The 15353-nt window shown below is 36.2% G+C and carries 12 protein-coding genes; 11 read left to right on the top strand and 1 reads right to left on the bottom strand.

Features of this window, described 5'->3' with window-relative positions:
• The first annotated feature begins 150 nt into the window (after positions 1 to 150).
• The 11 genes from ACOXY8_RS02855 to ACOXY8_RS02905 all read left to right on the top strand — a co-directional run bounded on the left by ACOXY8_RS02855 (position 151) and on the right by ACOXY8_RS02905 (position 14775).
• Positions 151 to 4449 (top strand): PAS domain-containing protein, encoded by a 4299-nt coding sequence (locus ACOXY8_RS02855; RefSeq protein ID WP_458330050.1) that lies wholly within the window; start codon positions 151 to 153, stop codon positions 4447 to 4449.
• A gap of 392 nt (positions 4450 to 4841) precedes the next feature.
• Positions 4842 to 5672 (top strand): acetylglutamate kinase, encoded by an 831-nt coding sequence (argB, locus tag ACOXY8_RS02860; RefSeq protein ID WP_458330051.1) that lies wholly within the window; start codon positions 4842 to 4844, stop codon positions 5670 to 5672.
• A 1-nt stretch (position 5673) separates the two neighbouring features.
• Entirely contained in the window at positions 5674 to 6858 is a 1185-nt protein-coding gene (locus ACOXY8_RS02865; protein WP_458330052.1) for an acetylornithine/succinylornithine family transaminase, read from the top strand.
• 1 nt (position 6859) lies between these two features.
• Positions 6860 to 7897: an N-acetyl-gamma-glutamyl-phosphate reductase gene (gene argC / locus ACOXY8_RS02870; protein WP_458330053.1), complete on the top strand. Its 1038-nt coding sequence runs from the start codon at positions 6860 to 6862 to the stop codon at positions 7895 to 7897.
• Between the two features lie 4 nt (positions 7898 to 7901).
• A complete protein-coding gene (gene argJ / locus ACOXY8_RS02875) occupies positions 7902 to 9113 on the top strand; it encodes a bifunctional glutamate N-acetyltransferase/amino-acid acetyltransferase ArgJ (protein WP_458330054.1) in 1212 nt (403 codons plus the stop codon).
• Positions 9114 to 9380: 267 nt separating this feature from the next.
• Entirely contained in the window at positions 9381 to 10082 is a 702-nt protein-coding gene (locus ACOXY8_RS02880; protein ID WP_458330055.1) for a response regulator transcription factor, read from the top strand.
• Positions 10083 to 10146: 64 nt separating this feature from the next.
• The gene (locus ACOXY8_RS02885) at positions 10147 to 11526 is read left to right on the top strand and encodes a sensor histidine kinase (protein ID WP_458330056.1); all 1380 of its coding nucleotides are present in this window, start codon (positions 10147 to 10149) and stop codon (positions 11524 to 11526) included.
• A 254-nt stretch (positions 11527 to 11780) separates the two neighbouring features.
• The gene (locus tag ACOXY8_RS02890) at positions 11781 to 12278 is read left to right on the top strand and encodes a hypothetical protein (protein ID WP_458330057.1); all 498 of its coding nucleotides are present in this window, start codon (positions 11781 to 11783) and stop codon (positions 12276 to 12278) included.
• 14 nt (positions 12279 to 12292) lie between these two features.
• Entirely contained in the window at positions 12293 to 12760 is a 468-nt protein-coding gene (locus ACOXY8_RS02895; protein WP_458330058.1) for a hypothetical protein, read from the top strand.
• A 9-nt stretch (positions 12761 to 12769) separates the two neighbouring features.
• Positions 12770 to 13576 (top strand): YoaK family protein, encoded by an 807-nt coding sequence (locus tag ACOXY8_RS02900; RefSeq protein ID WP_458330059.1) that lies wholly within the window; start codon positions 12770 to 12772, stop codon positions 13574 to 13576.
• A gap of 233 nt (positions 13577 to 13809) precedes the next feature.
• Positions 13810 to 14775 (top strand): cytochrome c, encoded by a 966-nt coding sequence (locus ACOXY8_RS02905; RefSeq protein ID WP_458330060.1) that lies wholly within the window; start codon positions 13810 to 13812, stop codon positions 14773 to 14775.
• A gap of 36 nt (positions 14776 to 14811) precedes the next feature.
• On the opposite strand, the gene folK is transcribed toward ACOXY8_RS02905, so the two are convergent.
• Positions 14812 to 15312: a 2-amino-4-hydroxy-6-hydroxymethyldihydropteridine diphosphokinase gene (gene folK / locus ACOXY8_RS02910; RefSeq protein WP_458330061.1), complete on the bottom strand. Its 501-nt coding sequence runs from the start codon at positions 15310 to 15312 to the stop codon at positions 14812 to 14814.
• Positions 15313 to 15353 lie beyond the last annotated feature (41 nt).

Here is a 15353-nt window from a genome sequence, read left to right on the forward strand (position 1 = left end):
TTTATATTTATCTAAAACTCAGATCAATTTTAAATTGGATTTTCAAGTTATAGGTATAAATAAATAATGCTTTTAAAATTTTATAAGACTAAAGTTCTTTATACCTTACTTTAATACAGACAATCAAATCAGTATCGGAGCAACCAAAAAATGAACCTTCATAAGGATATCATATTATTATTTAATGCTAATCCTGAACCTAGCTTATTATTAGCATCCAATGCTCCAATTTTCACCATTCTTGCTGTAAATAATGCTTATTTAAATGCGCTTGGTATTGAAGAAAAAGTATTAGTTAGAAATGGAATTTTTGAGGTGTTTCCAGATTCGCCTTCTAATTCACCAAGCCCGCTTTACCAATCATTACATAAAGTAATTGGTTCCAAATCAGTAGATTCTATTCTTCAAAATCGATATGATATACTCAACCCAAAATCAGCTCAAAAAGAAACTAAATATTGGAAAATAAGCAATTCACCAATTCTTAAGGAAAGTGGTGAAATAGATTACATTCTACATACTGTTACCGATAAATCGAAAGAGGTAATTCAATCTGAAATTAAGGATCTGTCAATCGAACAAAAAGCTCGGTTGCTAGCCACATCGGGTTTATTTGCAAGCGCCCTTTTGAGTAATGAATCATGGGAAGATGCACTCAAAAATGCATTCAGTTTAATTGGAGAAGCCGTAGATGCTGACAGGGTCTATTATTTCGAAAACTTCACGGATAAAGCAACTGGAAATAAATTCACTAGCCAAGTGATGGAATGGTGCAACGAGAAGGTAGTACCACAAAGGGATAATCCCAACTTACAAAATGCAGCTTTCGAAGACTTCAAGGAGTTTTTCGAACCGCTACTTCAAGGGAAGTATTACATCCGAAGCACCAAAGAAGTTAAAGATAATAATCTAAGGCTTATACTAGAATCAATGTCTATTAAGTCGGTATTGATAATGCCGCTTTATATCGACTCATATTTTCATGGATTTATTGGTTTTGACGATTGCCATAACAACCGAAACTGGACAAATGAAGAAATAGAATTTCTTACTTCAATTGCATCCAATCTAACTATCGCTATCGATAAAAAGCAAAAATCAGAAGCTTTTGCAGAAAGTCAGCAAAGATTACAATCCGCAATAAATAATAGCCCTGGAGTAATATATAGGTGCAAGGCTGATAAGGACTGGACCGCAACTTTTATTAGTAATGAAATAGAGAGAATTACAGGCTATCCGGCTTCTGATTTTATCAATAATATGAAAAGAAGCTTTGCAAGTATTATCCATCAAGAGGATAATATATCAGAAAAAGAGTTGGAGAAAATGCTAAATGACTTTAAAGCATATTCTTACCAATGCCGTATTGTTTGCAAAGATGGGACAATTAAATGGGTAGAAGATAGAGGTACTGGTATTTATGACGTAGATGGAAATCTAGCTTGGATCGATGGCTTGATAATAGATATAACCGATCGAAAGCATATAAATGAAAAGTATAAAGCGATAGTAGATCATACAAGTGACGCTATTATGCTTGCCGATAATGAAGGCAAATATGTGGCTGTAAATGATGCTGCAACTTTCATATTTGGTTATAGCGAGTCCGAATTTCTTCAAATGAGTGTGGATGACTTACTACTTTCACACCCTGAAATCGATTTCAGCGAAATCTGGGAGAACTTTAAAAGTAAAGACAACTCTTCCGGCAATATGGATTTGCTTACAAAATATGGCAAAACCATTTCAGTTAGTTATAAAGCCAAAGCGAATGTTCTGCCTAGTTTACATCTATCGGTAATCACCGATATAACAGAAGCAACCAAGAAAGAACTTGAACTGAAAGCCAGTGAAAGAAGATTTAAAGCTTTGGTTCAAGAAGGATCTGATTTGATTAGTATCATAAATGAGAAAGGTGAATTTACATTTATTAGTGAAAGTACATCAGCTTCCTTTGGTATTAGTACTGAAGATTTTATTGGCACACAAATATTTCAATACATCCACGAAAATGAGCGTCCAACTGTAATCAAGCAATTCAAAAAGCTCTTCAAACAAAAGAAATTAAAGTTAGACCCATACCGACTGATAGATGGTGAGGGGGGTTGGAGGTGGATTACAACTACGGCCACAAATTTATTAGAAGATCAAGCGGTAAATGGAATCGTAACCAACTCAAAGGACATTACTGAAATAGTAGAAAAAGAAACGGCTTTAAAGAGAGCTAATACGAGATATGAACTAGCACAAAAGGCTACTACAGATGCTATATGGGATTTGGACATTGCAACAGGTGAATTGAATTGGGGAGAAGGCTATAAAAACATATTTGGTTACCCAGATATTTTATACCAATACGACCAAAAATATCTTGATAGGAGAGTTCACCCAGACGATGTAGAATGGGTTGCCAACAGCTTCCGTAATGCAATAAATGATCCTGCAAAAGATATTTGGAGCGAAAATTACAAGTATTATAAGTTTGATGGTTCTCTTGCATATGTGAGCAACAAAGGGTTTATATCTAGAGATGTCAATGGCAAAGCTATCCGAGCAGTTGGCTCCTTATCTGATATATCAGCTGCTAAAAACAGAGAAATCCAAACCGAACTGATGCATTCATTAACCTATGCATTCAATAAAACAAATGAGTTTAAGGAAAGCCTAGATGAAGTACTAACTAAGATTTCTGAATTCTTCAAAATAAGTCTTTCAGAAGCATGGATCACTTCCATCGACGAAAAGAACATAAACCTTATAAGTCAAATAATTACAGATCGCAAAGGACAAGAATTCGCTCAGCTAAATTCTAATTTTACTACCCTTACGAGTGGCAAAGGATTAATTGGAAAATGCTGGGAATCAGGAAAAATTGAGAAATGGAATATTCAAGAAAATAAACAAGATTTTTTAAGAGAAAAATCAGCAAGACAGTCAAATCTTGAAAATAGCTATGCAGTCCCTATCAAATACAATGATCAGGTTATAGCTGTATTCAATTTTATTGGTGATTTCAAAGAAGTTAACTTAGTTTATTTCGAGCAAATACTCCTTGGAATATCTGAACAAATTGGTACCGAAGTATTAAGAAAAATGCGGGAGGAAGAACTTCATAATTTTTTTGAATTATCTTCCGACATTTTAATTATAGCTGGATTCGATGGTTATTTCAAGAAAATCAATCCGGCCCTTTCCAAATTATTGGGTTACTCAAAAGAGGAATTATTATCGAGACAATTTACAGATTTCATACATACAGAGGACATCCATCAAACAAAAACTATTATATCTAAAGCCTTGAGGGGTGAAGTGATATATGACTTTGAAATACGGTGCCGAAAAAAGAATGGAGAAATTGTTTGGATTACATGGACTACTACGCCTAAACTAAGTGAAGGCTTGCTCTACGCAGTTGGTAAAGACATAACCGAGCGTAAATCAATTGAATTAGAAATATTAGAAGCCAATGATCAATTGAAAACAGCGCAAGACATTGCTAAAATTGGTTATTGGATAAGAGAAATTAACTCTGATATTTCTCATTGGTCAAGCAAAGTATATGAGATATATGAGCAAGATCCTGAGACCTTTGTCCCTACCACAGAAAATATCAAAAAATTATTTCACCCTGAAGATCGCCCTTATTTAGACGAGGATCTTTCAAGGCATTTCCCTTCGGATGGATATCATGATTTTGAGCATCGGATTTTAATAGATGGCAAAAAAGAAAAATGGGTGTTTCAAAGAATAAAGCTAAAAAGAGATAGCAAAGGTAACCCAATTCTAATAGATGGAGTAATTCAAGATATAACATTGCCTAAAACTCGTGAAATTCAACTAAAAATAAGTAACGAGCGATTTGAAATGGCAATGAAAGCCACTAATGAAATGATATGGGATTGGGATATCCAGAATGATTATGTAACGAGAAGCCAAGGTTACGAATCTATATTTGGATTCAAGTTTGACGATATTTCCTCAGTCCAAAGCTTCTGGCTTCAGAATATTTATAAAGACGATTCAAAAGCTGTAACAATCTCATTAAATGAAGCTTTAGATAACCCAGAGACAAAGCAATGGCATAAAGAATATCGCTTCGTGAAAGCTAATGGGGACATTGCTTTTATAGCGGATAGAGGTCATATAATCAGAAATGAAAAAGGGCAGGCTATACGGATGATAGGTGCTGTACTAGATGTAACTGAATCTCGGAAATTGTTAAAGGAAATCACTATTCAAAACCATGCTTTGAAAGAAATCGCTTGGACTCAGTCGCATGTAGTTAGAGCCCCTCTATCTAGACTTTTAGGTTTCATTAGCCTAATTGAGCTAAACCTTTTTGATAATGAAGATGAATATTTCACTATAATGAATGGTATTAAAACATCCGCTGAGGAGTTAGATGAAATAGTAAAAAATATTGTAGCAAAAACTAACACACTAAAATAGTTTTTGATTGTTTTCAAGAGCCAAAACAGATTGAAACTAATTTAAAAACCTTTCAATTATTTCGTATTGAGCTATTTATTAATTAAAATTTAGAATAAAATTTCGAAATTTTAATTTACACATTCGATTTAACTATAATAAATTCACAAGCAGTTGAATAACAATTGATTGCGAATTATTAAATTCTCCTATTCTTAATTATCTAACCCTCAAAAAAGATAGGAATTGCTGTAAAACCATTTTAAAGGCCTTTTTTAGTCGTTTTTCTGCCTATATTTTTGTAAATTTGTTGATATCACAATTAGAAAATCCATATTCCTTAATTCTTAAATAAATAGATACATTTCGAGGTGAATGAACCTTTAGAAGGCAATTCATCGAAACTAAATTTTATGTTCAAAAATCAAAAGCCAGTAATTGTAATTAAATATGGCGGTAACGCCATGACCGAAGAATCCCTCAAAACCAATGTACTACAGAATATTTGTAACCTTCAAGAAGAAGGTTTCTATGTAGTAATAGTCCACGGCGGCGGCCCATTTATCCAAAGAATCTTAAGTCAGGTAAATATCGAATCTGAATTTATAGACGGGCACCGTAAAACAACCAAAGAAGCCTTAAAATATGTGGAAATGGCGCTCAAAGGTGAAGTAAATGGCTCCTTAGTCAGTATGCTCAACCAAATGGGTCAAAAAGCAGTTGGCCTCTCCGGAAAAGATGGACAACTGGCTATAGCTACCAAAAGGTATCATAACAAAACTATAAATGGCAAAGTCGAAAAGATCGATATTGGCCAAGTGGGAGATATCGTAGAAATAAATACCGAGCTAATTTCCCTCCTATTACAAAATGATTATCTACCCGTAGTTACTTGTATTGCTGCTGATAAGGAAGGTAATGAATACAATATCAATGCAGATATGTTTGCTGGTCATTTGGCAGGCGCATTATCTGCATCCCAATTTATTGTGTTGACAGATGTAGATGGGTTGCTTATGGATAAAGATGATCCAAGCACAATTATTCGTAACTTGACCATTAGCGAAACAAGTGAACTTATCTCTAATGGAACCATCCAAGGTGGCATGATTCCGAAAATTGAATCATGTATAGTAGCGCTAAAAGCAGGAGCACATTCCTCCCGCATAATCAATGGCACAAAGCCTCAGCAAATCACCCAACTAGCTGAAAATAAAAATACTGGAACAACAATTTCAAAGTAATATGACTGACATAAACCAAAAATATCAGCAAATTGACAAAGAAAATTATCTTCAAACATTTCGTCGCTTCCCAATTACTCTCAAAAAAGGTTTGGGAGCAAAAGTATGGGATGTGGACGGGAAAGAATACATCGATGCGCTGGCTGGTATTGCGGTAAATAATGTAGGCCACTGTCACCCAAGAGTAGTAAAAGCCTTACAAGATCAAGCCGCTACATTAATGCACATTTCTAACTTTTTCTTAAGCGAGCCACAAGCAATGCTTTCCAAAAAATTGGTAGAAATATCTGGTTTAGATCGTGTATTCTTTAGCAATAGCGGTGCAGAATCGGTAGAAGGAGCTATAAAAATCGCACGCAAATATGGCCACTCCAAAGGCCGCTCTGGCACCATTTTGTCGATGAACGACTCATTTCATGGCCGAACGATGGCAACTATTGCCACGGGCAAAAAAGCCATGCAAGTAGGCTTCGACCCTATTCCGCTGGGCTTTAAGCAAATTCCTTTCAATGACTTTGATGCATTAGTGGAAACGGCTGACCAAAGTGTAAGTGCCATCCTGATGGAACTCGTACAAGGTGAAGGTGGCATCAACGTAGCTGACAAGGAATTTGTACAAAAGGTAAGAGCCTTCTGCGACGAAAATGATATTGTCCTGATTTTTGACGAAATACAATCAGGTATCGGCCGCACTGGAAAGTGGTTTGCAAAAGATCATTTTGGAGTGCAACCTGATATTATGACCTTAGCTAAAGGGCTTGGCGGTGGTGTACCTATTGGAGCAATATTATCAAACCAAAAAGTGAGCGATGCAATTGACTTTGGTGATCACGGGACTACTTTCGGCGGGAATCCGCTTGTTTGTGCTGCCGCTCTTGCCGTAATTGAAACCATCGAAGAAGAAAATTTACTAGAAACCACGCTTGAAAAAGGTGAATGGTTTAAGAAGAAGCTTGAAGAAATAGAAGACCCGAGACTGAAGCAAGTAAAAGGCATTGGGCTGATGATCGGAGTAGAATTTGACTTCGAAACCAAACCTCTAGTTATTGAAATGCTTGAGCAAGGAGTAATTGCCAATGCAACAGCAGGAAACATACTCCGTCTTGTCCCGCCTCTTACGATCAATTATGAGGAGTTAGGAAAAGTATTAGTTGTATTGAAAAATGCACTTAAAAAATTAGAATAAGATGACAAAAAAGAAAATAGGCGTAATAGGTGCAACCGGATACACAGGATCAGAACTTGTGCGCATACTCAAATATCATCCTGAAATAGAGATTTCAATTATCACTTCGGAAAGCAGAGCAGGCGAAAAATTCTCCGATGTCCATCCTTTTTTTCAAGGTATTGTTGACGATGAATTACATACTGCTGATAAGGTAGATGATATGGAATTAGATTTGGTATTTCTTGCCCTTCCTCATGGGGTATCGATGGACTATGTGAAGCGGTGGAAAGACAAGAAATTCAGAGTCGTGGATTTATCTGGAGACTTTCGTTTAGATAGCCCAGAAATCTATGAGGAGTGGTACAAAAAGGATCACACATTTAGAGAGGGATTCGCAAATTCCACCTATGGTTTACCTGAATTGTATAAGAGCAAAATTAAAACTGCTCATTTGGTCGCCAATCCTGGTTGCTTCCCAACTGGTAGTATTTTAGGCCTTGCTCCTGTGGTAACTAAAGGAATGATAAATGTGCAAAACATTATTATTGATGCTAAAACAGGTGTGACCGGTGCAGGCATAAAAGCAAATGCAGTGACTCATTATTCCAATGCCAGTGATAATTTTAAAGCTTATGGATTAAAATTCCATCGTCATAGCATTGAGATTCAGAGTAATCTAGAAAAAAGCGGGAGGATAGAGCCTAATATTCAATTTACCCCTCACCTATTGCCAGTAGATAGAGGCATATTAACAACTGCTTATGGACAGGCTACAAGACCAGCCAGCCAACAAGAATTACAAAAAGTGTATCAAGATTTTTATCAAAATATGCCTTTTGTCAGAATTGTAACAAAGCCGCCATCAATTAAAGATGTGAGAGCGAGCAATTACTGCAATATATATGTAGATTATGACGAGCGCACCAATAACATAATTGTAATAAGTGCAATCGATAATTTAGTAAAAGGAGCTGCTGGTCAAGCAGTACAAAACATGAACATTATGTTTGATCTTGAAGAAACCTTAGGCTTAAACCATATTCCAATTAATCCATAAAAAAATGATTAAAAATATAACTAACGTAAAAGGAATTAAATGCTGGGGCGCCCACTCTGGAGTGAAGTCCCTTAGAAGAGATTTGGCTTTGATATACTCTGTAGTACCTGCAAATGCTGCTGCAGTATTCACAAGAAATAAAGTTGTTGCTGAGCCAATCAAAATTTCTCGTGAGAATATAAAAGGTGGAATTGTACAAGCCATTGTAATCAATGCAGGCAATGCAAATGCATGTACTGGCAAAGATGGCTACGCAGGAGCTGAAGCAATGATGAAAGCTACTGCCAAGCACTTAGACATAGACGAAAAGCATGTGTTGGTTGCAAGCACAGGCATAATCGGCAAGCCCTTTCCTACTGAGGATATTGTAGCTGGAATTGAAAAAATAGCTCCAAAACTTAGTAATCAAAGTAGTGCTGGCTCTTTTGCCGCCAATGCTATATTGACTACTGATACATATCCCAAAGAAGGATTTTTGGAATTTGAACTACATGGGCGAGAAGTAAATATGGGTGGTATTGCAAAAGGCTCAGGCATGATACATCCCAATATGGGAACAATGCTTGCCTTTATCGTAACAGATGCAGCAATAGAATCAGCTTTATTGCAGAGAACGCTAAAATATTGCGTGGATCGTACTTTCAATATGATTACAGTAGATGGCGATACATCTACCAATGATATGGTAGCGGTGATGGCTAATGGCAAGGCAGAAAATGATATGCTTACTAGCGAGGAAGACGACGGCTATACAGATTTTAGATCCAATCTGCTAGAAATGATGGAACATTTATCAAAATTGATTATTTCCGATGGTGAAGGATCATCTAAATTTGTAGAATATAAAATTGTGAACGCAGCAGATGAAGAACTTGGAAGAAAGCTTGCTCGAAGTATTTCAAGTTCGAATTTGGTGAAAACAGCCATGTTTGGTCGTGACCCAAACTGGGGAAGAATAATTTGCGCTGCTGGAAATGCAGACGTTCCATTCGACTATGAAAAGGTGGATTTATTTCTTGGTAATGAAGACACGATGATTCAAGTATTAGAAAAAGGCGTTCCGTTGGATTATGACGTCAATTACATGAAAAAACTTCTACGAGAATCACATATTTCAGTAAAGATGGATCTCCAAGATGGAGACGCCGAAGCGACAGCATGGGGCACCGATCTTACAACTGATTATGTATTGTTCAATTCAGTTTATTCAACTTAAGATTTCATATCATTTGTGCTAAAAAACAAGGTCAAAAGCTAGGCGTATTCAAGTCGGGCTTTTGACTTTTTCATTTCATAACCTCCCGCCAATATTTCCGCGTTGTAGATAAAAGGGATGTAGCAATAAGTGATAAAGGTTAAATAGTGAAAATAGTAATCATTTTAATCTATCAAAACTTCCAAACTATCCATAAGTTGATAATTTTACATTATTAAAAATTGCTTACCTTATGTACAACTACCCACCCAAACAACTCAGATAGATATGAGAAAGGTATTATTAGTAGAAGACGAGGCTCATGTTGTGTCATTTATCAAAAAGGGTTTGTTGGAAGAAGGCTTCGAAATCACGGTTGGACTTGATGGAAATATGGGTTTGCAATTATACAATAGTGGTAAATTTGACATTATTATACTGGATATCATGATGCCAGGTATGAATGGTCTTGAGCTATGTAAAGAGATTAGAAAAAAGGATGATAAAGTACCCATTCTTTTTTTGACAGCACTAGGAACATCCGAAAATGTGGTAGTTGGACTAGAAGCGGGAGGAGATGATTATCTCGTGAAACCATTCAAATTTATTGAACTAACGGCTCGAATCAAAACCTTATTAAGGAGAACAGAAAATAACGGTAATGACGAAGAAACCTTGCCTGATGAAATTTTCCGCTTTGCCGACTTGGAGTTGAATGACAAAACCAAGACTGTAAAGAGAGATGGTAGAGAATTGTCATTGACGAGCACAGAATATCGATTATTGCTTTTTTTTATCAAAAACAGAAACAGAGTGCTTTCCCGTAGTGATATCTTGGAAGAAGTATGGGGAGTAAATTTCGATATGGGAACCAATGTAGTAGATGTGTACGTAAACTACCTCCGCAAGAAAATTGACCGTGAAACTGATTCTAAACTAATCCATACTGTAATTGGAATGGGCTATGTGCTGAAACAAAGCACTGATTAATAAGGCAGGAGGATTGAACAAATAAGTCCTCCAGAGATTTATATCCCTAAACCTTTGTTGGCAAATGAATACCCAAACCAAAACTACCCTCCTCTTTCTCTCTTCTTTTCTGGCAATAATTCTTATTTTCAGTGGATTTATATATGCTCAAATCTCTAGCTACTCCTACGTAGATTTTTTCAACCTTTTAAAAATTCGAGCAATTACCACTGCCAAAGCGGAACTTGACATATTGAGTGAGGAAATGGCCGAATTCCGCATGGAATATTTAGATCAGTTGCCTAATGAGCAAGACTATATTTTCAAGATTAGAGATACCAGTGATTTCACAATAGTGTCTTCTGAAGTACAGGCCATTGGCTTGCCATATAGTTTTTTCGAAAGTATAATCCAAACTGGACAAGCGGATTACAATAATAAGGGAATGTTCTATAAGGGCATTTATTACCGAAATGATCGCGGAAACTTCATTATAGTATCATCTGCTGAAAACTATATGGATGTCCAACACACTGCCTATCTTCGAAAATCCTTGATTGTTTCGATTACGGCCGCATTTTTACTTTCGATACTAATCGCCCTGTTTTTCTCGAAGCGTACCTTTAAACCCATTGCCAAGATTACCGAAAAAGTAAAGGAAATAAGCTCTGAAAATCTCCATTTGCGACTAGACCTGAAAGATCAAAAAAATGAATTAGGAGAACTTATCCGAACATTCAATAATATGTTAGATAGAATTGAGACTTCATTTGAAACTCAAAACAATTTCATTAGCAATGCCTCGCATGAATTAAGGACTCCCCTTACAGCCATTATTGGTGAAGCTGATGTTGCATTAAGTAAAATACGCAAACCTGAGGATTATATCGAAACCATAAGAGTAATGCTCGATGAGGCAGAAAAATTAGATGCGAAAACAAAGGCTCTTTTCTTTTTAGCTCAAACTGGCTTCAATGGCAAAGCACAAAAATTTGAAAAAATGCGGATTGACCAATTGTTGTATGATGTAAAAGATACAATTCAAAAAATCAATCCAGAATCAAAGGTGCATTTGGATATGAGTTTATTACCAGAAAATCCAAAATTGCTCAAGGTAAAGGCTAACGAGCAATTACTTCACCTAGCACTTACCAATATTATATCTAATGGTTGTAAGTATTCCAATGATAATGTAGTGAAGGTTTCCCTTGGGGCTTCAGACAACAAAGTAATAGTTGTAGTGAAAGATAGCGGGATCGGGATCCCAGAGAATGAACTAAAGTATATATACGATCCATTCTTCAGAGCTTCCAATACTGGCAATTATGAAGGCTTTGGTATTGGACTACCACTTACAAATAATATCATAAGAATGCATAAAGGTGACTTGAAAGTAACCTCTATTGTAAATAAGGGTACTACTGTACAAATAATTTTACCAGTTGGTGATCGCGACACTGTCTAGATTACTTTCCTCTTAATTCCATTGAACTGCTCACCTAAGACTACGAGAATCAAAATCACATACAGCTTAATTATATAAATCACCTAATTTACCTCCCGCTTTGGTTTCCTTCCTATAGCGTTTTACCGCATTTAATGAGAATTCTAATCTGATTTTAATTTGGATGAATACATTCTAATTCTATTCTAATACAACCCTCATTCCGCTCTAATATCGTCCCCGTTTATTTGCAATGTAACTAAACCAAAAAGACGATGATTAAGAAAATTTTAATTCCGACAGATTTCTCAATTCAATCTTTGAACGTGCTAAAAAGTGCACTTAACGATTTAAATGAGGGCGACAAAGTTGACATTTTGATGGTTCATGGCATGTACACCTCATCAAACATCACAAGTCTTCTTTACTTTTCTAAAAAAGAAATCATAGACACTGTTGCTAGCGATTCTTTTAGAGATGCTTGTCAAATAATCAAAAGTAAATATTCTTCTAAAATCAATTCTATGAGAGAAGAAATTTTCACAGGTTTTACGCAAGCTGCATTTTCAAATTTTATGGAAGGTAATAGAATAGATGAAGCTGTAATTCCTCAAAACTACCAAATGCAATTAGAAAACAAGAAGAGTTTTGACGTAACTCCATTTATCAGAAGAAGCCAAATTAAAGTATCGGAAGTAAGCTGGAAAAACGACATAGCTGCACCAGAAAGAGGTCAATTAGCTGAAGTTTTTGTGGGCATGGCCAACGGTTAATAAATAATACAACTATGAGATTTTGGACAATATTCGTAATAATCTTTTCGCTAGGCGCTCTATCCATTTATGGCATGGTTACCAACGGCTCAAACCCTGAGAATATGGTGATTGGGCAATGGAATGAAGTGAAGTGGGAATATGAGCTGTATGACAGGGTGGAAAGTAAAACGGATGGAACGTCCAAAATCATTCCTGAAGATTTGAAGCCTTACGTTGGCGGTGATTTAAAAATCCATGAAGCAGAAATGTGGAAATTCGAGCCTAATGGTAAACTCACTCTTACCGACAGAAACGGAAATGAGCTCAAGCAATTGAAATGGGCTTTTAAAGGACGCGGAAATGTATTGTATCTGAAATATGACGACAATTCCAGTGAATCTTACATAGTAACAACTATAAATCAAGATAAACTCGTGTTGAATATTGACTTACATATTGGTGCGAAAGGACTTGCTAAACTCACATTTGAAAAATTCTAGGAGGAAATAATGCTAAGAAAATATAGTAACAGTAGGTCGCTGAGTGATAATCTTAAACTAGGATCACTCTCAGCCTTTAGTGCAGGTATGGTCAATGTAGCCTCTTTGATTATCTTTTTCGGATTTTCATCGAACGTCACGGGTCACTATGCAATCCTAGCCGAAGAAATTTCGCTCGGAAATTGGAATCAAGTTGCCGTCGTATTTTCATGGATATTCCTGTTCTTTTTCGGAAATTTTGTATCCAATTTGATCATCATTAATTTCAACAAGAAATACACATATGTTGCTCATGCAACGCCAATAGTTCTTGAAATCCTATGCCTTCTTGTGGTAGGTATTTATGGACAATTCTATTACACAGAAACGCTATTTGAAACGGAAGTTTTATTAGGCCTGATGCTTTTTGCAATGGGCTTACAAAATGGCTTAACAGCTAGTATTTCGAACTTCGCTGTTAAGACTACTCACTTGACAGGTGCTACCACCGATTTGGGAATATTATTCTCAATGTTCACTAAAAAGAAATATCGCGAGCACCCTGAACTTTTAGGAAAGGCAAAGCTTATTGGAACCATTGCAATATCTTATTTATCAGGTGCTGTGGTTTCAGGATTACTCTACAAAAGCATGCAATTCAAGGTATTCTATGTAGTATCAGCCTTCTTAGTAATCATCATTAGTTACGACTGGTACAAGATATCTTTATTGAATTACTTGAAAACTAACAGACAAGTAGAAGCAAAAAGCAAATACAGAGAATTGGAGATTTTCCCTAAAGCCAAAAGAGAAAACGAAGGTTCACTGGCAAGTTAGCATTAAGATTTGAGAGTAGATCAGATGGTGGTATCTGATTCTATAGAAGGCAGGCTGTAATGGTTTGCCTTCTTTTTTTTGGATGATAACTAATTAGGATTCATCATAAAATTAGGCATAAAAAGGAATCAAAATATCCATAATTATAATGTAGTCAGTAGGTTATAAATTTCAATTTACTATTGCAATTGAAAATAATTAGTAAATTGTATTCATCACCAAACCTGAAAGCCATGAAAAAAATCTTACTCATTATTGCAGGAATTGTTTTCCTCGTTATTCTTAGTGGCCTTTCTTACCTAAAGCTTGGATTACCAAATGTTGGTCCACCCCCAGACTTATCAGTGGAAATTACAAGTGAACGACTTATTAGAGGTCAAACCATTGGAATTGGCTGTATGGATTGCCATTCGGAAAGAGATTACACAAAATTTGCTGGACCTTTAAAACCTGGAACCTACGGCAAAGGAGGAGAAGTTTTTGATCATGCCATGGGGCTTCCCGGTAGAATCGTAGCCCCAAATATCACTCCTTATGCTCTCAAAGATTGGACAGATGGTGAGATTTATAGAGCTATTACTGCTGGGGTATCCAAAGATAATAGGCCACTATTTCCAATTATGCCCTATCATAACTTTGGGCAATTAGAGGATGAAGACTTGTATTCCATAATAGCCTATTTAAGAACACTAGATCCTATTGAGTATACACCAGAGAAAACCAAACTGGATTTCCCAATGAATTTGATTGTTCATACGATTCCCGCTCAACCGGCACGAAAACTTAAAAGGAATAAAGAAGACCTTATAGCCAATGGCGAATACATATTCACACTCCAAGGTTGCGGAGACTGCCACACGCCAATGGACCAAGGAGCCCCAATATCTGGAATGCTATTAGCGGGAGGAATGGAATTTGAATTACCAACTGGAGGTCTTTTGAAATCATCTAATATAACTCCACATCCAACGACTGGCATTGGAGCTTGGGATGAAGAAAGGTTTGTTAGAGAATTTAAACGTTTTGATGATTCTACTTATGTTCCGACAAGTATTGGCCAAAATGAATATAACACGATAATGCCATGGATTATCTACAGTAAAATGTCCGAAGATGATCTGAGAGCTTTATATGCGTATTTACGATCAATTCCGCCAGTAGAAAATAGCGTAATGAAATTTGAATTAGTTGAAAATTAGATAATTATCATTACTGAAAAAGTAACTAAGGGGCAATCAAATATGGTTGTCCCTTAGTTTTTTTACAGCTAATGGATCGACGCATTGCTCAAGCATTTGTAGTTGGCTAAGTTTCGTGATTGGATGAATAAAATCTGCTCCAATTTCCACCAAAGGTTCCAAAGCAAATCGCCTTTCTTGTATGCGTGGGTGCGGTATAGTGAGTGATGGCGTGTCCAGTATTTCATCACCAAAATACAGAATATCAATATCGATATTTCTAGCTCCATAGCGGGCCTCTGGGTTTCGTAGTCTCCCTAACTCAATCTCAATTCCAAGTATTATATCTAGCAACTTAATGGGAGTGCAATTGACTTCAATTTCAATAACTTGATTAATAAAATCAGCCTGATTTGCATCACCCCATGGAGCAGTTTCGTAATAACTACTCCTAGTGATAACGGAGCCGAATTTTTGCTCTAGTTTAGATATTGCCTTAGCCAAAAATTCCTCCCGCTTTCCTTGGTTACTCCCCAACAGTAAAAATACCCTTTCCATCTTCGATTTTTTACGCAAATACAAAACTTGGCAACTTTAGT

The organism is Peijinzhouia sedimentorum (assembly GCF_049340005.1).
In the GTDB taxonomy this organism is placed as follows: Bacteria; Bacteroidota; Bacteroidia; order Cytophagales; family Cyclobacteriaceae; genus CAXBDP01.